The organism is Rhizobium sp. CB2179, assembly GCF_057653455.1.
The window spans coordinates 1,996,463-2,018,175 of record NZ_CM172781.1; the positions used below are offsets into that span (position 1 = coordinate 1,996,463).

A 21,713-nucleotide genomic window follows, 5' to 3' on the forward strand; every position below is an offset into this window, starting at 1 on the left:
GACCGGCTAACCCAGCCGCTTTTCCATGAACAGGCTGAGCGGATCCGGCAGATAGCTGCCGAAAGGCTCGATTTCCCGATATCCGTATTTGCGGTAGAGAGCGATCGCCTCGGGCTGGTAGATGCCGGTTTCGAGCCGGATCGCCGTCAGCTCCTTTTCTCCTGCGATTGCTTCGAGCGCATTCATCAGGCCGCTGGCGATTCTCAGCCCCCTCGCCTCGGGATCGACGAACATGCGCTTGATCTCAGCCGTGCCGTCACCGGCCTCGACCAGAGCGCAGCAGCCGACGATCGCATCGCCGTTGCGCGCAACGAGGAAGCTCACCGAAGGCTTCTCCAGCACGGAAAGGTCGACCAGATGGTTGCTCTCCGCCGGATAGAGCGATTGCGCATAGGCATCGGAAAGATCGAGAAGCCGGATGACGCCCTCCTGGCGCGGCGGCTCCAGGGTGATAGTGACGGACATGTTGGCTCCCTCTGCTGGCCCGAGACAAAATTTCCCCGATATAACGAAGAGTTAATGTCGTTGCCTTCATTCGGTTGGAATTGCGCCCTCTAAGACGATGATGTGCTCAATAATTAAGGAAGCAGAATATGCAAGCGGTGCTGATCGCGATGACCATTCTCGGCTGCGACGATTCCATCAGCCAGTGCAATTATGTCGCGACGGTCGATAAACGCTGGGAAACCGTTTCCGCCTGCGATGCCGAAGCCGAACGACGGCTGAAGACCTATGTGAATGTCAACTATCCCTCGGTGATCGCGGTGTGCGAGGCGCCGAAAGCCATCGCCGCCGCCGAGCCGCCGAAACCGGCGCCCGTGCCTGCCGCTGCGCCTGAGGTCGCTGTCGCAGCGCCCGAGGAACCCGCAGGAAGGATTGCCGGTTTTGCTGAAGGCATCGCCGGGCAGGTCCGCGCCCATCTGCCCTCTGGAAGAAGCGTCAGGGACACACTCACCAAGCCGGTGCATTTCGTCTCCGCCAGCTATTCCTGGGTGGTGACGCGGCTGGCTGATTAGGCGGCCGCAAGCGCCGCATAGACGCGGGCCGATTGTCGCTGTTCGTTAACGTGCAGCTTTTCCACCATGTCGAGGAGTTCGCCGATCGCGCCATGCGCGTCGTGGTGGCGGAATTTTTCGAGAAGACGGCCGCAGACATTGCCGAGAACGCTGCCCGGCGCTTTTCTGGCGGCATCGCGCCACAGCATCGTCGCCTCGACGAAGATCACGCTGATATCCCTCGGCAGGCCGGCGGACTCGTAGAGCGCGCGCACGGCATGCATGCGCCCGGTGGCCAGGATCGAGCGCACGCGGCGCTCGCTGCATGCGGTCAGATCGACGATCGCGCCGGCGAAGAAGTCCACCTTGCCGGCGCAGAGCGCATGCATCAGGAAGGACGGCGTCAGCCGGCCGTTGAGGCGCAGATGCTGGACGAGGTCTGGTATTTCGCGTGGGGCAATGTCACCGGCGATCGAAACGATGGCAGCCTCGGTCGCCTCGCGGCTGATGCGCTGAAGCCGCTGCAGGCCGATCGCCGCCTGCGCCAGCGGCAGCCCGATCAGCGCATTGCTGACGTGCTGAGTGAGCAGCTGGCGGGCATCGGCGGGAAGATCGCTGCGGTCGAGAAGCAGATTGCGGACATCGCAGCAGTCGCCGAGCCGTTCGGCAATGCGTTTCAACGACAGGCTGGAGATCACCGCGCCGTCATTCTCCAGCAGACAGAGCAGTTCTTCCTCGTCGCCGACCTCCGCAAGGGCTGCGGAAACCGGGCGCGTCACATGCGCTCTGGCAGCGATCAGCATGCGGGTGGCGCCGTTGCCGCGCGCGGCAAGGTCGACGAGATCGGCATCGCTCAAAAGCGGCGAGCAGGTCACCGCGTGGCAGGCGACCTCGGGCTGGTCTTCGGCAAGCGAAAGAATCAGGTTGCGCGGCGCGTCGGGCGACCAGGCGATCGCCTCGGCAAGTGCAAGCCGCACGCGCGGCGACGGATCGTCGAGAAGAAAGGTCATCGCCATTTCGGCCGCCGCCCGCTCGTCTGCGGACATTTCGCACTGCAGATAGGCGCGCCCGAGGGCGTTTGCGGCCCGAGCCCGGTCACCGGTCTTGGCCGTTTCGATCCAACGAAGGAAAGCTTCTACGATCACGCGACGCCCCAGCACTTGAACGCGATTCCCTCGCGCTCCATTCAATGCTGCGACCGTAGCGGCAAAAGGTTTAAGATTGGTTCACCATGTTTCGTAAGCCTTTGGACCCCTTGCCAGTTGGGTTCAGCCTTCCTGCGGCTTCGGCCGGATCATCTCGAAAACATCGCTGCCTTCGCTGTAATCCATGTAGCCCATCCGGGCCAAAGGTCGGGCGATTGACATGTCGAGGCGGCCGTCCCTGACGATCGCTTCATCGATACGGATGCCGACCACTTCGCCGAAGACGAGGACGTTCTCGGACGGTTCTCCCGACAGCGTCTTCGGCTCGATGATCTCGGTCACCTTGCATTCGAGGACCGCGAAAGCCTCGTCGACATAGGGCGCGTCGATCAGTTCGGCCTGCTTCGGCGTCAGGCCGGCGAAGTCGAATTCGCTGTCGCCGTAGGGTAGCGCCGCCGAGGAGAGGTTCATCTTCTCAGCAAGATCGCGGCTGACGAAATTGCAGGTGAAGACGCCGGTCTCGGCCGCGTTGCGCTGGCTGTGCTTGCGTCCGGCGGAAGAAAACATCACCAGCTTCGGCCGGTCGGCAACGGCATTGAAGAAAGAATAGGGCGCGAGATTGATCGAGCCATCCCTGCCCTTGCTGCCGATCCAGCCGATCGGGCGCGGCGACACGATCGCCTTGAACGGATCATGCGCAAGCCCATGCTGGTTGCTGTCGGTGGTGTAGAACATCAGTCTTCTCCGCCGACCCAGGTTACGGTATCGACAAGCTCCGGCCGCGGCCGCTCGATCGCCGGAAATGTCGTCGAGCCGATATGGATGAAGCCCGCCACCTTTTCATCCGGCCCGACGCCGAGCAGCGGATAGGCGCGCCCGTCATAGGCGAACCACTCCGTCAACCAGTTGGCGACGTAACCATTGGCATTGGCAGCGAGGATGACGTTGAAGCAAAGCGCGCCGGCCGACATCAGCTGCTCCCATTCCGGGATCTTGATATGCGGCCCCGCCTTGCTGACGATGGCGACGACCACCGGCGCACGGGTGAAACGGCTGCGCTCGACCTGAATCATCTCTTCGGAAAGGTCTGGCTTTGTCTGAAGTGCCAGCGCCAGAAGCTCCTCGCCGAGACGCACGCGCTGCTCTCCGCGATAGACGATGAAGCGCCAGGGCGCGATCTTGCCGTGATCGGGGACACGTGAGGCAAGACGCAGGATCTCCTCGATCTCAGCTTTTTCGGGACCTGGTTCGCACATCTGGAAAGCGGGGATGGAGCGGCGCACGGCGAGGTAGTCGATCAGCTTGATATCGGATTTCATATGGGAGAAGCTCTCATTTTTATGCTGCCGCAAAGGGTGGGTCTTGAATTTGCCATCGCGTTGGTCTTGAAGTGACCTTTGCGATTTCAGAAGTCAATCGGTTCACGAAACAGATGTTTGGCATTTTGCCTTTTGCACGCATCGGCCTTGCCATTGCCCTGATGGTATTGATGCCCCTCGGCGCCGGCGCTCAGGATGCCTTCAAGGAATTCAAACAGCTTGAATCGACGCCGAAGATGCCGAAGCTCGATGCCTTCATCGCGCCCGGCACTGTGCCCGAAGGGGTCAAGCTGCGCGACGTCCCGATGGAGGCCAAGCTGACGGCGGACGGCACGCCGGTTGAGGAGGGCCTTTCCTGGTACGTCTTCAGCCCGATCGCCGGAGCCGACGGCAAGCTGCCGCTGATCGCCAGCGCCAAGGGCGGGCCTGCCGCCTTCCAGCTCGCGCCCGGCGATTATTTCGTCAACGTCTCCTTCGGCCGCGCCGGCGTCACCAAGAAACTGACCGTGCCCGCTGACGGCGAGGTCGACAAGCAGGTGATGGTGCTCGATGCCGGCGGCCTGCTGCTCAATGCCGTCTCCGGCGCCGATGCCCGCATCCGCCCCGACCAGTTGAGCTTCTCGATCTATTCCTCGGAAGTGCGCGACGATGGCGAGCGTGGCCTCGTTATGGCCGATATCTCGCCGAATACCGTCGTCCGTCTCAATGCCGGCACCTATCACGTCGTTTCCGAATATGGCAGCGTCAACGCCGTGATCCGCGCCGACATCCAGGTCGAGGCCGGCAAGCTGACCGAGGCGACGATCCAGCATCGCGCCGCGCAGATCACCTTCAAGCTGGTCTCCGATGCCGGCGGCGAGGCGATCGCCGATACCGCATGGTCGATCCTGACGGCGGCCGGCGACAGCGTCGGCGAAAGTGTCAGCGCCTTCCCCACCATGGTTCTCGCCGAAGGCGGATATTCCGCCGTCGCCCGTAACAAGGACAAGATCTACCAGCGCGATTTCACTGTCGTCGCCGGCAGGAACACCGATGTCGAGGTTCTGATGAAGGACCAGCAGCCGCAGCCGCCCGTGAGCGACGCGGCCCGCACGGTACAGCAGGTGCCGGTCGGCACACCGCCGCCGCCGGGTGTCCAGCCAGCTCCGGTGGCACCGCTGCCCTCCTACGAACAGCTCGTGCCGCAGGGCGGCGACGACACCAGCCTCGATTGATTTTTCCGTGAGCGGTTTCGGCTCGAGCCGACGTCGGCGCCACTGAGAAGACGGATCGCGGCCAGAAGCCCCCCGGCCGTGCAGCTCAGCAGTGCTCAGGCGCGGATTCCATCATTGGCATAGAGTATTTCTCTGAAACGCACCCCGGTCTTGGGGTGACACGTTCCGATAAACATTATGGCCAGAGATCAGCTTCCGACAGCGCCGAAGGCGCTGTCGTTCTCGGCCGTTTTCAGGCCGCCTTGGCTTTTTTTGCTTCGGCCTTGCGACGGATGTCAGGCGGTGTCGCTTCGCGGGCAAGGCTCTCGACGGCGGCGTCGAGCTCCATCGAAACCTGGTCCTGGCTGCCGAGGCGGCGGATGTTGACCGTGCGCTCCTCGGCTTCCTTCCTGCCGCAGACGATGATGACAGGAACCTTCGTGACCGAATGCTCGCGGACCTTGTAGTTGATCTTCTCGTTGCGGAAATCGGTTTCGACGTTGAGACCGGCCTCGCGCAGCGCCTCGGCCACTTCAAGCCCGTAGGCGTCGGCTTCCGAGGTGATCGTTGCGACCACCACCTGCAGCGGCGATACCCAGAGTGGCATATGGCCGGCAAAGTTCTCGATCAGGATGCCGAGGAAGCGCTCCATCGAGCCGCAGATGGCGCGGTGGATCATCACCGGCTGCGTCTTTTCGGAGTTGCTGTCGATGTAGAAGGCGCCGAAGCGTTCCGGCAGGTTGAAGTCGACCTGCGTCGTGCCGCACTGCCATTCTCGGCCGATCGCATCCTTCAGCGTATATTCGAACTTTGGACCGTAGAAGGCGCCCTCGCCCGGCAGGATGCCGGTCTTGATGTTGTTCGACTGCTGCTGGATCGTCTCCAGCACGCCCATCATCACGCTTTCGGCGCGGTCCCAGAGATCGTCCGAGCCGACGCGCTTGTCCGGCCTTGTCGAGAGCTTGATGGTGACTTCGTCGAAGCCGAAATCCTTATAGACCGAAAGAATCAGGTCGTTGATCTTCAGGCATTCGGCGGCCATCTGCTCGTCCGTGCAGAAGATATGCGCATCGTCCTGCGTGAAGCCGCGCACGCGCATCAGCCCGTGCAGCGCGCCCGACGGCTCGTAACGGTGGACATTGCCGAATTCGGCCAGCCGGATCGGCAGTTCGCGGTAGGATTTCAGCCCGTGCTTGAAGATCTGGATATGGCCGGGGCAGTTCATCGGCTTCAGCGCAAAGACGCGATCATCGTCGGTGTCGTCGCCGGCAACCGTTACCTTGAACATGTTGTCGCGATACCAGCCCCAGTGGCCGGAGGTCTCCCACAGCGACTTGTCGAGCACCTGTGGCGCATTGACTTCCTGATAGTCGCCGGCCAGCCGGCGGCGCATATAGGCAACCAGCGTCTGAAAGACGCGCCAGCCCTTGCCGTGCCAGAAGACGACGCCGGGACCCTCTTCCTGGAAATGGAAGAGATCCATCTCGCGGCCGAGCCGGCGATGATCGCGCTTTTCGGCTTCGGCAAGCATATGCAGGTAGTTGTCGAGTTCCGACTGCTCGGCGAAGGCCGTGCCGTAGATGCGGCTCAGCATCGGATTGTTGCTGTCGCCGCGCCAATAGGCGCCAGCCACCTTCAAGAGCTTGAAGGCGCTGCCGATCTGGCCGGTCGAGGCCATGTGCGGGCCGCGGCAGAGGTCGAACCAGTCGCCCTGGTAATAGATCTTGAGATCCTGCCCTTCCGGGATCGCATCGACGAGTTCGACCTTGTACTGCTCGCCCTTGTCGGCGAAGACCTGTTTCGCCTTCTCGCGCGACCAGACCTGCTTGGTGAAGGCGGCGTTGCGGGCGATGATCTCCTTCATCTTCTTTTCGATCTTCGGCAGATCGTCGAGTGTGAAGGGCTCGTTCTTGGCAAAGTCGTAATAGAAGCCGTTTTCGATGACCGGGCCGATCGTCACCTGGGTGCCGGGCCAGATCTCCTGCACCGCTTCGGCCATGACATGCGCCGCGTCATGGCGGATGAGTTCGAGCGCGCGGTCGTCATTGCGGGTGATGATCTCGATCCTGCCGGTCGTCACGGGATCGGAAAGGTCGCGCACGGTGCCGTCGATCGCAACGGCGACCGCCTTCTTGGCGAGCGACTTGGAAATGGATTCGGCGACATCCCGGCCGGTTGCGCCGGCATCATAGCCGCGCACGGAACCATCGGGAAATGTCAGGGAAATAGCTTGGGACATCGAAATTCTCCTTGTCCAGTCCCGCCAACGAATGCGGGTGGTTGCAACGACAGCGCCTCCGTCCTTGGATGCGCTGCCGCCTGATACTCAGATTTGCTGTGTGAGTAAAGACGAAGCCGGGCTACATGATCATTTCGGCAAGGCCGCACACGGTGTTCCAGTTGCGCATCGTACCGACGCCGATCCGCTTCGTCGTCAGGGCCGAAAGCAGCTTGGATTGGCTCGGCTTGCCTCCGAAATCGATCCAGAGATCGCCGCCGACGACGGCGATGCGCTGCCCCTCCGTCATCAGCGGTTTCAGCGCCTCCACCTTCTTCGGGTCGACCGGCAGGCGCATCACCCGGACGATCACCTGGTCGCCATTGCCGTCCTTGAAGGGATTGGTGCTGCAAAGCGCCATCCAAGTGCAGTCGCTACGCACGATAATGTCGACATGTTTGCCGAATTTTTCTTCAAAGGCCTCTTCCAACGTGACCTCGAGTTCGTGCGGCCGCATTTCGTCGGCCTCGAAGACGAGATTGCCTGTGGAAACCAGCGTGCGCGGCTCGCGATAACCGAGCTCTTCGGCAAGGGCGCGCAAATCCTGCATGATGACGCGGCGGTCGGGCGTCAGGACAATGCTGTGCAGAAGGGCTATGAAGGTGCTCATGGCGGTCACCCTCTCTTGCGTCCGAGGGCGAGATAGCGCCAAGGGGTCCACCAGCGGAAGCTGTCGCCGAGCATCTCCGGCACCTGGTCGAGGCCGCTGGTGCCGCCGGGGCCGCAGCGGCCGACGCGAAACAGTGTCATCCAGCCGCCGGCCCAGAGGCCATGGCGGGCGATCGACTCGTAGCCATATTCGGAGCAAGTCGGGATATGCCGGCAGGAATTGCCGACAAAGCCGGAAAGCGTCAGCTGGTAGAGGCGGATCAGCCCCATGCCGAGCAGGCGGTCGGGAGACTTGCGGAACGGGCCGGTATAATTGCGGGAAGTGAGTGCCGCCTTTTCACGCGGCTTTGCTGAACCGGCGGCACCGCCGTCGTCCTCATCGTCAGCCTGCCGAGCGCAGAACTCGCACATGTCAGTTACGCCTCGACAATTTCCGCCCGTTTTGCCTCGATCTGCCCGATCGCATCGACAACCGCATCGAAGGTCAGCATCGTCGAGGCATGGCGGGCCTTGTAGTCCCGCACCGGTAGCAGATAGCGCATGTCTTCGAATCGTCCATGGGGCCCCGCCCCGTCCGCCTTCAACATGGCGAGCATGTCCTGGCGGGCCTGGCGCAATTCGTCCGATGTGGCACCGACGACATGGCGGGCCATGATCGAAGACGAGGCCTGGCCGAGCGCGCAGGCCTTTACGTCATGGGCAAAGCCGGTCACGGTGTCGCCATCCATCTTCAGCCAGATCCGCACCTTTGAGCCGCAGAGCTTGGAATAGGCCTGGGCGCTTGCATCGGCATCATCAAGCGCGCCGGTCAATGGAATATTGCCGGCGAATTCGAGGATTTTGCTGTTGTAGATATCGTCCATGCTGGATTTCCGCTCCAAAATCACTGCGGATCGGCCTCTGTGGGGGCGTTATTGTCATCAAAACAAAAAACACACCGTGTCGTGTGAGGATACTTACATACGATGGCCGTCTTCCTATATGTATGTCGTTCGAAGGCCATTAAAATGCAATGGCCTCGTGTAAGTTTGATTGGGAAACCGTGCCGGACGGGCTGAACTGCCCTGAAAGCCCCGGAGCCTGCCAAAGGTGCATGAATTCCCGCATGGGATTGACCAGTGGCGATTCCGACAGATGGGTCCGCGGTGCGGACCAGGAGACCATTGTTCATGGACGCCATCGTAAAGAATTTTCCGCAGACGAACCGCGACTCGGATCGCCCCTCCCAGCAGGAGGCGGAGGAAGCCGTTCGCGTCCTGCTGCGCTGGGCCGGTGACAACCCGGCGCGTGAAGGTCTGCTCGAAACGCCGGCCCGCGTCGTCAAATCGTACCGCGAGCTTTTTTCCGGTTACGACATGGCGGCGGAAGACGTGCTCGGCCGCACCTTCGAGGAGGTTGCCGGTTACGACGACATGGTCCTCGTCAAGGACATTCCGTTTTACTCGCATTGCGAACACCACATGGTGCCGATCATCGGCAAGGCCCACGTTGCCTACATGCCGGACGGGCGTGTGCTCGGCCTGTCGAAGATTGCCCGTGTCGTCGAGATCTATGGCCGTCGCCTGCAGACGCAGGAAACGATGACCGCCCAGATCGCCCGGGCAATCGACGATACGCTGAATCCGCGCGGTGTCGCCGTGTTGATCGAGGCCGAACACATGTGCATGGCGATGCGCGGCGTTCAGAAGCAGGGCTCGACCACGTTGACGACCACCTTTACGGGAACGTTCAAGACCGAGCCGGCCGATCAGGCCCGTTTCATGACCATGGTGCGGAGCCGCTGATACCGGCTCCCTCAGGAGGGCCGCGATGAGTCAACTGATCTTCAATCAACCATCCGAGGACAAGTCGGCGTTGGAAGACGCCGGCGATTTCACGCCGCGTTTCGACGACCGCGGCCTGATCACCGCCATCGTGACCGACGCCGGCGACGGCGAGTTGCTGATGGTGGCGCACATGAATGCCCAAGCGCTGGCGCTGACCATCCAGACCGGCACGGCGCATTATTTCAGCCGTTCGCGCGGCAAGCTCTGGAAGAAGGGCGAGACCTCGGGCAATCTCCAGACGGTGAAGGAAATCCGCACCGATTGCGATCAGGACGCCATCTGGCTGAAGGTCGAGGTCGCCGGCCACGACGCCACCTGTCACACCGGCCGCCGCTCCTGCTTCTACCGGACGATCACGCTCCGAGATGGAAAGCCGATGCTCGATATCGTTGACGACGAGCGCCAATTCGATCCCGCGGACGTTTACGGAAAATAGGCTGTACCTCCCGGGCATTTGCCCCTTATTGCGCCAGAAACCGTCTCTATATACCATTTGGAAACTGATCGGGCAGACTATCGGAACCAAGTGTTGGGAGGGGAGAACGCCATGCTGAGCTGGAGTTTGCATCGTCAAAGCTCTGAAGGCGAAGGTGCCGGTTCCGGCATGTCGACTACGCTCGAGACGATCCCGCCTCCCTCGCCCCTCAAGAAAATCAAGATCGCTCTGGCTCTCGGCGGCGGCGCTGCCCGCGGCTGGGCTCATATCGGCGTGCTGCGCGCCCTCGACGAGGCAAAGGTCGAGATCGGCATGATTGCCGGCACCTCGATCGGCGCTCTGGTCGGCGGCTGCTATCTCGCCGGCAAACTCGATGAACTCGAAAGTTTCGCGCGCTCGCTGACGATGCGCCGCATCGCAAGTCTGCTCGACCTGACGATCGGCGGCAGCGGCCTGTTCGGCGGCATGCGGCTGACCAAGCGCATGCAGGAACATCTCGAGGGCCTGAACGTCGAGGATCTCGACCGGCCGTTCGTGGCGGTCGCGGCCGAGGTCAATACCGGTCATGAAGTCTGGATTGCCAATGGTTCGCTGATTACGGCGCTGCGCGCCTCCTATGCCCTGCCCGGCATTTTCGAGCCGGTGCGCAGCAATCACCGCACGCTGGTCGACGGGGCGCTGGTCAATCCCGTCCCCGTCTCCGTCTGCCGCGCCTACGAGCAGCCGCTCGTCGTCGCCGTCAATCTCAATTACGATCTCTACGGCCGCTCGGCCGTCGTCCGGCACAATGCCAGCCTGTCGCCGCAGGAAGTGCAGAAGCAGGAAGAGGCGCCCTATGCGCGCCTCGGCATGACCGGCGTCATGGTGCAGGCCTTCAACATTATCCAGGACAGGATCGCCCGCGCCCGCCTTGCCGGCGACCCACCGGATATTTCGCTGCAGCCGCGGCTCAGCTATATCGGCCTTTCCGAATTCCACCGGGCTGGCGAGGCGATCGAACGCGGCTACGAGGAAGCCAGAGCCCGGCTCCCCGAGATCAAGCGCATGCAGGAAGTCTATGCAAGCAACCCCTGATGCACGTCGTCCAAAAGCCTGCAGCGCTTTTGCGGCAACGACATCGCTCAAGCACGGTCGGCGAAAACCTCAGCCGGCGATATAGGCCTTGATTTCCTCGGCCTCACGCTCGACTTCGGCGATACGCGATTTCACCACGTCGCCGATCGAGATGATGCCGGCAAGCTTGCCGTTGCTTTCCACCGGCACGTGACGGAAACGACGGCTGGTCATCAGCTCCATCAACTCGTTGACGGTCGTTTCCTCATGGCAGCGATAGACCTTCGCGGTCATGACCTGGGCCAGCGAGTGGTCGAGGCCTTCCTTACCGTGTTTGGCGATCGCATGCACGAGATCGCGCTCGGTGAACATCCCCGAAATTCGGTTCTCCATGCCGACGACGACGATGGCGCCGATCTTCTTCTTACTGAGGATGGCCGCCGCCTCGGCGACGGTGGTGTTCGGCCCGGCGGTGACGACGTCCCTGCCCTTCAGGTCGAGGATTGCTTTGACTGAACTGGTCATTCGAACCTCCTATGTCCGTGAAACACTTGTCACAGGCATCCGCGGCGGTTTCTCCCCCCGGCACGGATATAGGTCGATCGTGCACTGCTCGGCTCAGGATTGCAACATATCCTTCTCGGTTCCGTCAGGTTCCATCACCGGCGGGCGCGGCGCCCGGTCGAACAACGAAAACAGCAAGAAGCCGAAGACAAATCCGCCGATATGCGCATCCCAGGCAATCGCCTGGTCGCTGTCGCCGACGAGCGGGATGCCGACAGCGATCAGCGCGTTGCCGACCAGCCAGAGCAGCATGAAGATGATTACGGTGCGGCTCTTCAGCGCCTCGACGATGGAAAGCCGGGGATTGAGATGCGCAGGCGCCATCGGTCGCCGTTCGGCCGGAAAGGCGAATCGGCAGGCGGCGCCCATCAGCCCGGAGATCACGCCCGACGCGCCGATCAGCAATGACACGTCCCCCCAGTTCAGGACCGCGTGCAGGGCGGCGGACGCGACGGCGGAAAAAAGCCAGAAGAGCGCGAAACGCAGCGTCCCGATGCGGCGCACGACCGGCGCGCCGAAGGCCATCAGCCAGAAGGCGTTAAAGAGGATATGCTGGACGCTGCCGTGCAGCAGCGAATAGGTGACGGGTGTCCAGAACAGCTCCGGCCCCTGCTGCGACAGCGGAATCACATAGCGGGCGGGAACGAAGCCGAAGGTGAAGAACAGCCAGTTCAGCGCATCGTCGGAGAGCAGGAGTTCCTGCACTGCATAAATGACACCAAGCAGGCAAAGACTGAAGAACAGTGCCGGTGGGAGGTTGAAGACCGGTTCGCGCGGTGGCCGTGCCGGCGGCTGGACCTCGGGAGGTTCGGGCGCCTTGTGCGGCTCGGCCGTCTGCTCATTCATCTGTGTTTCGCCTCGTTGAGGCCACAGCCATACAGGAGCGATTGTCAAAAAAAAAGCCGTCCGAAGGGTCGGACGGCATACCGGGAGCTCCAGGAAAAGACCTCGGCCCGGGCAGGTTGTGCTGAACTTCGAAAGTCGAAGCGATGGCAGGACAGTCTCACGACGGGCATCGCATCTCAACCGAAACCATCTCTTAACCTTAACCGCCGTGATTTGGCATGAAATCCGCAAGGTAGAGCTTGTACGGGCAATGACTGCCCAAAAATGCTCCGGAATGGAACAGGTTGGTGTGAAATGCGGCTACAAACGACCATCGAAATTTTTGACTACTGGAACCGTATCCGCGGCGCTGCCGATGCGCCGCTGAAATCACAGGTCGAACCCTCCGCCGTCCCCCATCTTCTCCAAAGTCTCTTTATTCTGGAGACGCGCAAGGGTGGAGATATCGGCTTTCGGCTCGCCGGCACCCGTATCTGTGATCTCTTCGGGCGTGACCTCCGCGGCGAACGTTTTTCGTCTCTCTGGGCAAATGGTCAGCTCGCGGACATCGAACGCACGGCGATGGGTGTCATGGACCATGCCATGCCGGCCCTGTTCAACGCCACCGGCTACAGCACTGTCGGTCATCAGGCCTCCTTCGAGATTATCATGATGCCGCTGCGTTCGCCGGACGGCGCCTGCGACCGGCTGCTCGGCGCGATCGCGCCGGCAGCGGCCGCGAGCTGGCTGGAGATCGTACCGCTCGAATTCCTGGCGCTCGACCGCAGCCGTCTGCTGCCCGGAAAATTCGACAAGGCAGCACCGGCCGAACTGCGGCGCCCCATCAACAGGATCGTCGCCGGCAAAAGCATCCATTTCGGGCAGGTCATGCGCCGCATGGTGTCGCAGCTGCTGAGCGTGGAGGCTCGTTGACGGTCCCGTTTCGGCACATCTTGCATACTCGTTTTCCGCTATGTCGGGGTGGGGCAGAACAACCTTCTGTTAATGGATTGTGGGTAAAGATCGGTCTCTGTGATTTTCATGAAGAAGCCCCTTGATGCACTCGTTCCAGCCAGCTCAGACGCAACGACCTGCGCCGCGCCCTGAACAGGGCGTATTCCAGCGCGTGCCCATCAATATGCAGGGCCGGCTGATGCTTGCGAACTACGAAGAATTCGAATGCATGGTGATCGACATGTCGCCTGGCGATATGTACGTCACCTGCCTCGGCCGGCCGCGCGCCAACGAACGCGTCGTCGCTTATATTGACCATCTCGGCCGCGTCGAAGGCTATGTCCAGACGATCGATGGCCGCGGCTTCACCATGTCGATCAATGCCACCGACCGGAAGCGCGAGAAACTCGCGGCCCAGCTCACCTGGCTTGCCAACAAACACGAACTCGGCCTGCCCGAGGATCGCCGCCACGACCGTCTGACGCCACGCGACACGAAGACCGATCTGACGCTGGAGGACGGCACGCTTTATTCCTGCCGCATCATGGACCTTTCGCTGTCGGGCGCCGCCGTCGACGTCGAAATGCGCCCTTCGATCGGAACGGCTGTGCGCCTCGGCAACATGCGTGGGCGCGTCGTGCGCCACTTCGTCGAAGGCGTGGCAATCGAATTCCTGTCGATCCAGTCCCGCGAGACGCTGCGCGAATTCCTTTAACAGCTGCTGAAAATGGCGTTGCCTGCCGGGGATTCCGTGGCGGGTGCAAATTCTCGACGGACTTCCATCGAACGCGATTGCCAAGTCCGGTGCGCACCCGGTCAGGTCGTGTTGAAAAGCCGGCACTTCACGGCAAGAGCTTTGCAAGCGGCAACAAATCTGGCTTTGGAAAGCAAGCGCGAATCCTGTCGCAAGTCGTTCCAGCCAGTCGGTAGTTAGAATTATGAGTGGAACAAGCTGCGACACCAATCGGCACCCTAATGAGGTCGCCCCAAATTGTGCAGTGCTGTTGCGTCCCGGAGTGCCCCGCCCTCGCCCGCCTTCCCTTTGTCAGCGATATGACGGATAAGATCCGCTTCGACCGCAGGCGGACCGATGTCAGCTCTCTATCCCGAAATCGAACCCTATGATCATGGCCTGCTCGATACGGGCGACGGCAATCTGATCTATTGGGAGGCCTGCGGCAATCCGGCGGGCCGCCCGGCGCTGGTGCTTCATGGCGGCCCTGGTTCCGGCTGTACGACCGCGGCGCGCCGCTATTTCGATCCCGACGCCCACCGAATCATTCTGTTCGATCAGCGCAATTGCGGCCGCAGCCTGCCGAGCGCTGCCGATCCCGAAACCGATCCCTCCCTCAACACCACCTGGCATATCGTTGCCGATATCGAGCGGCTGCGGGCCTGTCTCGGCATCGATACCTGGCTCCTTTTCGGCAATTCCTGGGGTTCGACGCTGGCGCTGGCCTATGCTGAAACCCATCCGGAGTGTGTCGCCGCGATCGTCCTGTCAGGCGTGACCACCACCCGGCGCTCGGAAATCGACTGGCTCTATCGTGGCATGGCGCCGCTCTTTCCGGAAGAATGGCAACGTTTCCGCCAGGCTGTTCCTCCTGGCAGCCAGGGACGGGACGAGGACATGGTTGCAGCCTATCATCGTCTCCTCAGCGATGCGGACCCGGAAACGCGCCTCCAAGCGGCGCGCGACTGGCATGATTGGGAGGCGGCCTCGATCCTGCTCGCCGATCCCCAAGGCCGGCCGCGCCGCTGGGCCGATCCGGCCTATTTGCTGACGCGCGCCCGCATCATCACCCACTACTTCACCAACGGCGCATGGCTGGAGGACGCCCAGCTTTTGAAGAACACCGCGCGGCTCATCGGCATTCCCGGTATCCTGCTGCAGGGAAGGCTCGACATCGAGGCGCCGCTCGTCACGGCCTGGGAACTCGCCCGCGCCTGGCCGCAAAGCGAGCTCAGCATCCTTCCGCATGCTGCCCATTCCATCGCAAATCCGGATATGAGCGCGGCGATTGTGACTGCCACCGATCGATTTCGCGATTTTCCTCCAAAATAATTTTCCCGCCTACATCGGCGATCTGAGCGATATTCTGCTTTCGAACCGGCCGAATCGGTCGTTTCCGGCGGCATCGTCGACCGGCGGCACGCCGCCGCAGATCGCTTATCGGCCGGCGGAATTTACCCGGCTCAACGAAAATCCTTAACATGAGGACGGCAACGCAACCTTTTCACGGGCGAAAGCCTTGTTGCGTGGATTACAATTTTAATCGAATTCAAGACAAATTCGCATCGAATTTTATGCGTATTCGAATCTGTTTTTAGCCAAGCTTTATCGGTATTTGAATCAACTAAGCCTTTAATTCTATTACGTAATTTTGCGTTAGATAAAAACGTCTGTGCCATTGTCACCTCAACTTACGGGGAGACGGCAATGACAACTGCGAATATCCTGAAAGGCGGCCTTCTGGCCGGTGCGATCATGATGGCAATGGCGGGTTCGGGACAGGCGATGCCCGCCAGCATGGCCCTGGCAGGCAATGCCAGCCCGCCGATCGGACACTACGAATTCTGCAAGGCGAATCCGACGGAATGTGTCGAAGTCGGCGGCGATGCCGGACCGGCCATCCTCACCGAGGATCGCTGGAAGGAAATTCTCAAGGTCAACTACACCGTCAATTCGACGATCCAGCCGATGACGGATGAGCAGATCTACGGTGTCGAGGAGCGCTGGGCCTATCCGCGCACCGTCGGCGACTGCGAGGATTACGCCCTGCTGAAGCGCAAGATGCTGATCGACGACGGTTTTTCACCGTCCGACACGTTGATCACCGTCGTGCTGCAGCCGAATGGCGAAGGCCATGCCGTGCTGACGGTCCGTACCGATCACGGCGACTTCATTCTCGACAACATGCGCAACAAGGTACTGCTGTGGTCGGATACCGAATACACCTATCTGAAGCGCCAGTCCGCCGACGATCCGGCCCGCTGGTCGAAGCTTCAGGACGGCCGCGCTGTCGCGGTCGGTAGCGTCAAGTAAGAACAGCCTGCCGGCCAATGCCGGCTGCAACCTGCGGCCCGGTCAGTCCCCGCATCCCGTCCCCGACCGGTGCCCAAGAGCCGTTCCCGCTGTCCCGGGAACGGCTCGCCCCTTTCCTAGACTTCCCTTACGAAAGCGCTTCGCGATCTTAAGCTGCGCTCCTGCGCTTTAAGTCTTTGTTTTTACGCATGCCGTTATCGCAAACCGCTGCATATTTTTGCGCGGCAGGCTTTAGTATCTTAGTGAATTGTTAACCCTGTCGGTCCGATCATGGCGATGAGAATCATCATCGGACCGGCGGCTCATGTTCTTCCTGCGGCGGACCGAAACGCGAAGAACTGCCATGAGCCATGCTGCGCACAGCGCACCCGACGAGCAGCCGCTTCTTTCCATGGGGTTTCTCCTCCGCACGATGGCGGTGATCGCCGTCCTGGCGGTCCTGACTGTTGCTATCAGCATCGGCGGCCGTTGGTTCGGCCGGCATATCTCGCTTGCCGGCAACACCGACAGCACGGTTGAAATTCAGCTGGCCATTGGCCGCGACACCGTGAAATTCCCCGAGAACACCATCCGCTTCCCGAGCCAAAGGCATGAAGGCGCCGCCGAGCGCGTCGATCTCTACCTCGCCTGGCCGGAGATGCAGGGTTACGGCAAGGAAAATCACCTTCGATTCGACGATATCGCCCAGTCCTCCGGGCTGATCTTCCTGCAGATCACCCAGAGCACCATGTCGCGCGACATGTCCGGGCGGCTGGAGCCGATCTATTCGCATCTGCTCGAAGGCCCGGCCGAGCCCTTCCGCGACGGGCTGACGCTGCATCGTCTTCGCGCCGATGCGGGCTACGGCGATGAGGTGCTGCTGACGGCGCCCGTCAAGGGCGGGCCGGATTACGTCGTGCGCTGCATATTGCCGTCAGCCCCGGATAAGGCGGGGGGCGGAGATTGTCAGCGCGATATCAAAGTCGGCAGGGATCTCAGTGTTCTCTATCGTTTTTCGAGCAGCCATCTCGACGACTGGGAACATATTGATGCCGCTATCCGCACCTTTGTAGACGCGCGTCTTGTGAACCGTTCTGCGACAGGTCCCTAAAATGCTCCAGGGACAGCGAAATAAACGATTCATCATAAACGGATTGGTAACGCCCAACCGGTAGTTTTAGCAGATGAGCTGCGCGGCGGGAGGTGTGCCGTTCCTGCCAAATTCTGAAATGCCAAATATCTGAAATGCAAGCGAAGAGTGGAATAGTGTCAAGGTCAGTCTCCTCCGTATCATCGTCCCGATCCGGCAGCTTTTTCGCAAGGCTGCTGGCGATCCTTTCGGTGGCCGTCACGATCGTCATGGTCGACTCGGTGAATGCCGACGCGGAAGCGGCAAATTCGAAATATGCAGGCATCGTCGTCGACGCCAAGACCGGCAACGTTCTCTACAGCGAGAATGCCGACCGGCTGCAATACCCCGCCTCCCTGACCAAGATGATGACCCTCTATATGACCTTCGAGGCATTGGAGCAGGGTCGCATCCGTCTCGACACGCCGGTCCCCTTCTCCGCCCATGCGGCAGCCCAGGCGCCGACCAAGCTCGGTGTGCGCGCCGGCGGCACGATTACCGTCGAGCAGGGCATTCTCGGTCTCGTCACCCTGTCGGCCAATGATGCGGCAACCGCGCTCGGCGAAATGCTGGGCGGCGGCAGCGAGGATCGGTTCGCCCAGCTGATGACCGCCAAGGCGCATGCACTCGGCATGACGCGCACCACCTATCGCAATGCCAACGGCCTGCCGAATACGGCGCAGATGACGACGGCGCGCGATCAGGCCCGCCTCGGCATCGCCCTTCGCCAGCATTTCCCGCAATATTACGGCTATTTCTCCACGCGCGCCTTCAAGTTCGGCAGCCGCACGATCCGCAGCCACAACCGCTTGGTCGGTTCGGTGCGCGGCGTCGACGGCATCAAGACCGGCTACACGCGCGCCGCCGGCTTCAATCTGGTGAGCTCGGTGCAGGTCGACGGCAAATCGATCGTCGGTGTCGTGCTCGGCGGCGCCTCGACGCCTGCTCGAGATGCCCAGATGCGCAATCTGATCGCCAGTTACCTGCCGAAGGCATCGAGCCGCGGCGGATCGTCGGCGCTGATCGCCCAGGCAACCCCTGCCCCGGCGATGATCGAGACACCCGCTCCGGTTCAGCCGAAGAAGGCCCAGCAGCAGGTCGCAAAGACCATCACCGCAGCGCAGCCGCCGGTTTCGGCCGCCGCTGCCGATCTCAGCCTGCCGCACAAAGGCCCGCTGCCGGATGCGCGTTATCAGGTCGCCGAGACCGAGGTCGCCTATGCCGAGACCGCTGCGCCGAAATCCGACAATCCGCTGGTAGCCCAGCCGCTGCCGGCGCCGACCAAAGTTAAGACCATGGCCTTCAAGCAGCAGGCATCGGTCGCCGTGCCGACGCCGGCACCCGCCTATATGCCGCCGGAACAGGGCGATACGTCGGTCGATAACGTCACCACCGCCTCGACCACTCCCTCCCCGACTCGTGCCGCTTCAACCAGCAACGGTCCGACCGGCTGGGTGGTGCAGGTCGGCGTCTCGCCGAACCGGCAGATGGCCATGGATCTTCTGGAAAGCGCCAAGAGCAAGGGCGGCAAGGCGCTGGCCTCGGCGAAGCCCTTCGCGGTTGCCTATGCCGCTGGTGGTGACCAGCTTTACCGCGCCCGCTTCGGCGGCTTCGACGATCAGCGCGACGCCGTCAACGCCTGCAAGGCCTTGAAGAAGGCCGGCATCAAGTGCTGGGCGGCTGCCCAATGAGCTATTCGATGCTGCCTGCAAGATGGTTGGCGGCATCGGTGACGGCCGGAATCGGTGTTTGCGTTTCCGGCCACCGTTCTTGAACTCGATCAGTATTGCGTACGGGGAAAACAATGGCGATCAATGAGAATGTTCCGGGAATGCCTTCAGACCGCCGCATGGCGGCCAAGGGGCGCTCATCTCTGCATCCGCTGCACGAGGCGGCTTTGCGCCTCGCCGAGATCGGCCTGCAGCGGCCGAAGGCGAAGTCTCCGAAGACCCGGGATCTCATCAATCTGCTGCTGTGCCATGGTGCGCGCGCATGGCGCTATTCCCAGCCCGAAGCCCGCATCCATCTGCATGTGACCTCGCCGGATGGCAGCGCGCCGGTGCAGCTGCGCCTGCGCTGAACAGGACCGCGCGCCCGAAAGGCCCCGCGGAGGACGTTCAATCCACGTATGAAACTTTCCGGAAATCGGCTTCGATTTTCGGGGATTAGAGCAGACCAAGGTCCGTAAGCTCGCGGCGAAGATCCGCGGGCATTTCGGCAATGCCGGCGCCAAGGCTTGTCAGGTCGCGCGGCACATCGTCCTCAGTGTAATAACGCCAGCCCTGGAACGGACGCTTCGGCTGCACGGACGTCTCGATGACCTCAGGGCCGAGCATCAGGCGGCAGCGCGAAATCCCCTCGCCGTCGGTGAAGGTCTCGATGTCGAGCAGCTTCTGCCTCGCCTGGACCTGCCCCTTGATCACCCAGTAGAGCGAGCCGCCGTCAAGCAGCTCATCCATGCGTTTCGGCGCCATGCGCGTCGTATGCACCGAATGCGGCTCGAGCCCGGCGGCGATGGCGCGCAACGAGCGTTCCGCCACCCATTCGCGCAGATCGTCTATCGAGTCGGCCCCAACACAGAGTTTGATGAGATGCAATGCCATGCTGCCGTTGAAATCCTTTTGGCAGCGAGCGTCAAGCGTCAAGCACCTGATGTCCACAAACTCAGCATTCGACGACGTTGACGGCAAGACCGCCGGTCGAGGTTTCCTTGTATTTCTCGCTCATGTCGTGGCCGGTCTGGCGCATCGTCTCGATACAGGCATCGAGCGGCACGAAATGCTGGCCGTCGCCCTTGATGGCGAGCGAGGCCGCCGTGACGGCCTTGACCGCGCCGAGCGCGTTGCGCTCGATGCAGGGAACCTGCACGAGGCCCGCGATCGGATCGCAGGTCATGCCGAGATGATGTTCGAGCGCGATTTCGGCGGCGTTCTCGATCTGCTCCGGCGTCCCGCCCATGACCGCGGCAAGGCCCGCGGCAGCCATCGCCGCCGCCGACCCCACCTCCCCCTGACAGCCGACCTCGGCGCCCGAGATCGAGGCATTGTGCTTGATGATGCCGCCGATGGCGGCTGCCGTCAGCAGATAGTCGCGGATGCCGTTCTGGTCCCAGTCCTCGTGGAAATGCTCGTAATAGCGGATTGTCGCCGGAATGACGCCGGCGGCACCATTGGTCGGCGCCGTGACGACGCGCCCGCCGGCCGCATTCTCCTCGTTGACGGCCATCGCATAGACGCTCAGCCAGTCGTTGGCGAGCAGCGGGTTGATGCGGTTGCTGCGCCATTCCTCTTCCAGCTTGTCGTGAATCCTGCGCGCGCGGCGCTTGACGTTGAGGCCTCCCGGCATGATGCCCTCGACCTTGAGGCCGCGTTCGATGCAGGAGCGCATCGCCTCCCAGATGCGGTCAAGCCCCTGGTCGAGTTCCTCGGGGCTGCGCTGGCTCTCCTCGTTCGCCCGCTTCATCTGGGCGATCGACAACCCCGAGCGCTCCGCCATCTCGAGCATCTGCTTGGCGGTGGAGAAGGGATAGGGCACACGCGTGCCGCCGGGCGCGTTCTTCTTCGCCCGCATCTGCTCGAGCTCGGTGTCGGTAACGACGAAGCCGCCGCCGACCGAATAATAGATGCGCTTGACGAGAAGCCGGCCGTCCCTGTCATAGGCGGAAAAGACCATGCCGTTGGCATGGCCGGGCAGCGGCTGTTTCTTGTCGAAGATCAGGTCGGTTTTCGGCTGGAACTGATAGCCGGGATGGCCGTCCGGCGTGATGCGGCCGGTGCGCTCCACGGTGTCGACGATGCCGTCCATTCTGTCGGGATCGACGCTGTCGGGCGCTTCGCCCATCAGCCCGAGAATGACAGCCCTGCCCGTGCCGTGGCCGATACCGGTATGGGCGAGCGAGCCGTGCAGGCTGACCTTGATGGCTGTGACCTGCGCGCCCGATGACGGGCGCGGCCATTCGTTCGAGAGGATCAGCTCGAGAAACCGGTTGGCCGCCGACATCGGACCCATCGTGTGTGAACTCGACGGCCCGACACCGATCTTGAAGACATCGAATACCGAGAGAAACATGGGTGCGCTTTCTGAATACGAGGATGCAAGCTTAAGCGAGGTCGGTTTCGAATCCGTGCAGCACACCGACATCGCATGGAGCCGGTGCGACATTCCGGCTGCACACTGGAGCGCCGCGTGTCCAATAGGACGCGCAGGCACTTTGAGTGTGCGCATAATCCTCCCCGAAAATCGAATCCGATTTTCGGGATCATGCGCTAAACCAAGTGGTCCGCCTTGCCACTCATTGCTGCAATCAATGAAGCCTATGCGGAGGAAGAACCGGTGGCCTTATCTTGACAGTCTGCACCAGCT

General features: G+C 61.8%; 24 protein-coding genes. 12 read left to right on the plus strand and 12 right to left on the minus strand.

What is annotated here, in order from left to right; translation table 11 throughout:
* Positions 1–6: 6 nt before the first annotated feature.
* Positions 7–465: a GNAT family N-acetyltransferase gene (locus AC244Q_RS10005; protein ID WP_128408177.1), complete on the minus strand. Its 459-nt coding sequence runs from the start codon at positions 463–465 to the stop codon at positions 7–9.
* Positions 466–593: 128 nt separating this feature from the next.
* Here AC244Q_RS10005 and AC244Q_RS10010 point away from each other — a divergent pair, with 128 nt between their 5' ends.
* Positions 594–1,016, plus strand: a complete 423-nt coding sequence (locus AC244Q_RS10010; RefSeq protein ID WP_128408178.1) for a hypothetical protein — start codon at positions 594–596, stop codon at positions 1,014–1,016.
* Here the strand turns inward: AC244Q_RS10010 and AC244Q_RS10015 are convergent.
* From AC244Q_RS10015 to AC244Q_RS10025, 3 genes are all read right to left on the minus strand, one after another.
* The gene (locus AC244Q_RS10015) at positions 1,013–2,155 is read right to left on the minus strand and encodes a DUF2336 domain-containing protein (protein ID WP_128408179.1); all 1,143 of its coding nucleotides are present in this window, start codon (positions 2,153–2,155) and stop codon (positions 1,013–1,015) included. The two genes, AC244Q_RS10010 and AC244Q_RS10015, sit on opposite strands and share 4 nt — an antisense overlap.
* A 108-nt stretch (positions 2,156–2,263) precedes the next feature.
* The gene (locus AC244Q_RS10020) at positions 2,264–2,875 is read right to left on the minus strand and encodes a flavin reductase family protein (protein WP_128408180.1); all 612 of its coding nucleotides are present in this window, start codon (positions 2,873–2,875) and stop codon (positions 2,264–2,266) included.
* The gene (locus AC244Q_RS10025; RefSeq protein WP_128408181.1) at positions 2,875–3,459 is read right to left on the minus strand and encodes a nitroreductase family protein; all 585 of its coding nucleotides are present in this window, start codon (positions 3,457–3,459) and stop codon (positions 2,875–2,877) included. The genes AC244Q_RS10020 and AC244Q_RS10025 overlap by 1 nt, the downstream gene beginning before the upstream one ends.
* A 113-nt stretch (positions 3,460–3,572) precedes the next feature.
* On the opposite strand from AC244Q_RS10025, the gene AC244Q_RS10030 reads away from it, so the two are divergent.
* Positions 3,573–4,673: a hypothetical protein gene (locus AC244Q_RS10030; RefSeq protein ID WP_026157357.1), complete on the plus strand. Its 1,101-nt coding sequence runs from the start codon at positions 3,573–3,575 to the stop codon at positions 4,671–4,673.
* A gap of 232 nt (positions 4,674–4,905) precedes the next feature.
* Here AC244Q_RS10030 and thrS read toward each other — a convergent pair whose 3' ends face one another.
* The 4 genes from thrS to AC244Q_RS10050 form a co-directional block, all read right to left on the minus strand.
* A complete protein-coding gene (gene thrS, locus AC244Q_RS10035) occupies positions 4,906–6,891 on the minus strand; it encodes a threonine--tRNA ligase (RefSeq protein WP_128408182.1) in 1,986 nt (661 codons plus the stop codon).
* A gap of 121 nt (positions 6,892–7,012) precedes the next feature.
* Entirely contained in the window at positions 7,013–7,540 is a 528-nt protein-coding gene (locus AC244Q_RS10040) for a DUF1697 domain-containing protein (protein WP_026157358.1), read from the minus strand.
* Between the two features lie 5 nt (positions 7,541–7,545).
* Positions 7,546–7,950, minus strand: a complete 405-nt coding sequence (gene yidD, locus AC244Q_RS10045) for a membrane protein insertion efficiency factor YidD (protein ID WP_017994139.1) — start codon at positions 7,948–7,950, stop codon at positions 7,546–7,548.
* A gap of 5 nt (positions 7,951–7,955) precedes the next feature.
* Complete coding sequence (locus AC244Q_RS10050) at positions 7,956–8,402, minus strand: iron-sulfur cluster assembly scaffold protein (protein ID WP_017994140.1); 447 nt, start codon at positions 8,400–8,402, stop codon at positions 7,956–7,958.
* A gap of 306 nt (positions 8,403–8,708) precedes the next feature.
* Here AC244Q_RS10050 and folE point away from each other — a divergent pair, with 306 nt between their 5' ends.
* The 3 genes from folE (at position 8,709) to AC244Q_RS10065 (ending at position 10,875) form a co-directional block, all read left to right on the plus strand.
* Positions 8,709–9,323, plus strand: a complete 615-nt coding sequence (gene folE / locus AC244Q_RS10055) for a GTP cyclohydrolase I FolE (protein ID WP_012757551.1) — start codon at positions 8,709–8,711, stop codon at positions 9,321–9,323.
* A gap of 25 nt (positions 9,324–9,348) precedes the next feature.
* Complete coding sequence (gene hisI, locus AC244Q_RS10060) at positions 9,349–9,801, plus strand: phosphoribosyl-AMP cyclohydrolase (protein WP_012757552.1); 453 nt, start codon at positions 9,349–9,351, stop codon at positions 9,799–9,801.
* Between the two features lie 111 nt (positions 9,802–9,912).
* A complete protein-coding gene (locus AC244Q_RS10065; protein ID WP_012757553.1) occupies positions 9,913–10,875 on the plus strand; it encodes a patatin-like phospholipase family protein in 963 nt (320 codons plus the stop codon).
* Positions 10,876–10,944: 69 nt separating this feature from the next.
* Here the strand turns inward: AC244Q_RS10065 and AC244Q_RS10070 are convergent, their stop codons facing one another.
* Both AC244Q_RS10070 and AC244Q_RS10075 read right to left on the minus strand, forming a co-directional pair.
* A complete protein-coding gene (locus tag AC244Q_RS10070) occupies positions 10,945–11,379 on the minus strand; it encodes a CBS domain-containing protein (protein ID WP_011652090.1) in 435 nt (144 codons plus the stop codon).
* 93 nt (positions 11,380–11,472) lie between these two features.
* Positions 11,473–12,264, minus strand: a complete 792-nt coding sequence (locus AC244Q_RS10075) for a rhomboid family intramembrane serine protease (protein WP_012757554.1) — start codon at positions 12,262–12,264, stop codon at positions 11,473–11,475.
* A 264-nt stretch (positions 12,265–12,528) separates the two neighbouring features.
* Here AC244Q_RS10075 and AC244Q_RS10080 point away from each other — a divergent pair, with 264 nt between their 5' ends.
* From AC244Q_RS10080 to AC244Q_RS10110, 7 genes are all read left to right on the plus strand, one after another.
* A complete protein-coding gene (locus tag AC244Q_RS10080) occupies positions 12,529–13,176 on the plus strand; it encodes a PAS domain-containing protein (RefSeq protein WP_017994142.1) in 648 nt (215 codons plus the stop codon).
* Between the two features lie 124 nt (positions 13,177–13,300).
* Complete coding sequence (locus AC244Q_RS10085; protein WP_012757556.1) at positions 13,301–13,912, plus strand: PilZ domain-containing protein; 612 nt, start codon at positions 13,301–13,303, stop codon at positions 13,910–13,912.
* Positions 13,913–14,287: 375 nt separating this feature from the next.
* Positions 14,288–15,262, plus strand: coding sequence for a prolyl aminopeptidase (gene pip / locus AC244Q_RS10090; protein WP_113545046.1), 975 nt, complete (start codon positions 14,288–14,290; stop codon positions 15,260–15,262).
* Positions 15,263–15,637: 375 nt separating this feature from the next.
* A complete protein-coding gene (locus AC244Q_RS10095) occupies positions 15,638–16,243 on the plus strand; it encodes a transglutaminase-like cysteine peptidase (protein WP_011652094.1) in 606 nt (201 codons plus the stop codon).
* Positions 16,244–16,547: 304 nt separating this feature from the next.
* Positions 16,548–17,333, plus strand: coding sequence for a hypothetical protein (locus AC244Q_RS10100; protein WP_012757558.1), 786 nt, complete (start codon positions 16,548–16,550; stop codon positions 17,331–17,333).
* A 134-nt stretch (positions 17,334–17,467) separates the two neighbouring features.
* Positions 17,468–19,042, plus strand: coding sequence for a D-alanyl-D-alanine carboxypeptidase (locus AC244Q_RS10105; RefSeq protein WP_113545044.1), 1,575 nt, complete (start codon positions 17,468–17,470; stop codon positions 19,040–19,042).
* A gap of 113 nt (positions 19,043–19,155) precedes the next feature.
* Positions 19,156–19,431: a hypothetical protein gene (locus AC244Q_RS10110; RefSeq protein ID WP_003539905.1), complete on the plus strand. Its 276-nt coding sequence runs from the start codon at positions 19,156–19,158 to the stop codon at positions 19,429–19,431.
* Between the two features lie 85 nt (positions 19,432–19,516).
* Here the strand turns inward: AC244Q_RS10110 and AC244Q_RS10115 are convergent, their stop codons facing one another.
* Both AC244Q_RS10115 and AC244Q_RS10120 read right to left on the minus strand, forming a co-directional pair.
* Positions 19,517–19,954 (minus strand): DUF1489 family protein, encoded by a 438-nt coding sequence (locus tag AC244Q_RS10115; protein WP_025394666.1) that lies wholly within the window; start codon positions 19,952–19,954, stop codon positions 19,517–19,519.
* Between the two features lie 61 nt (positions 19,955–20,015).
* Positions 20,016–21,419, minus strand: coding sequence for an L-serine ammonia-lyase (locus AC244Q_RS10120; protein WP_025394667.1), 1,404 nt, complete (start codon positions 21,417–21,419; stop codon positions 20,016–20,018).
* Positions 21,420–21,713: the final 294 nt, after the last annotated feature.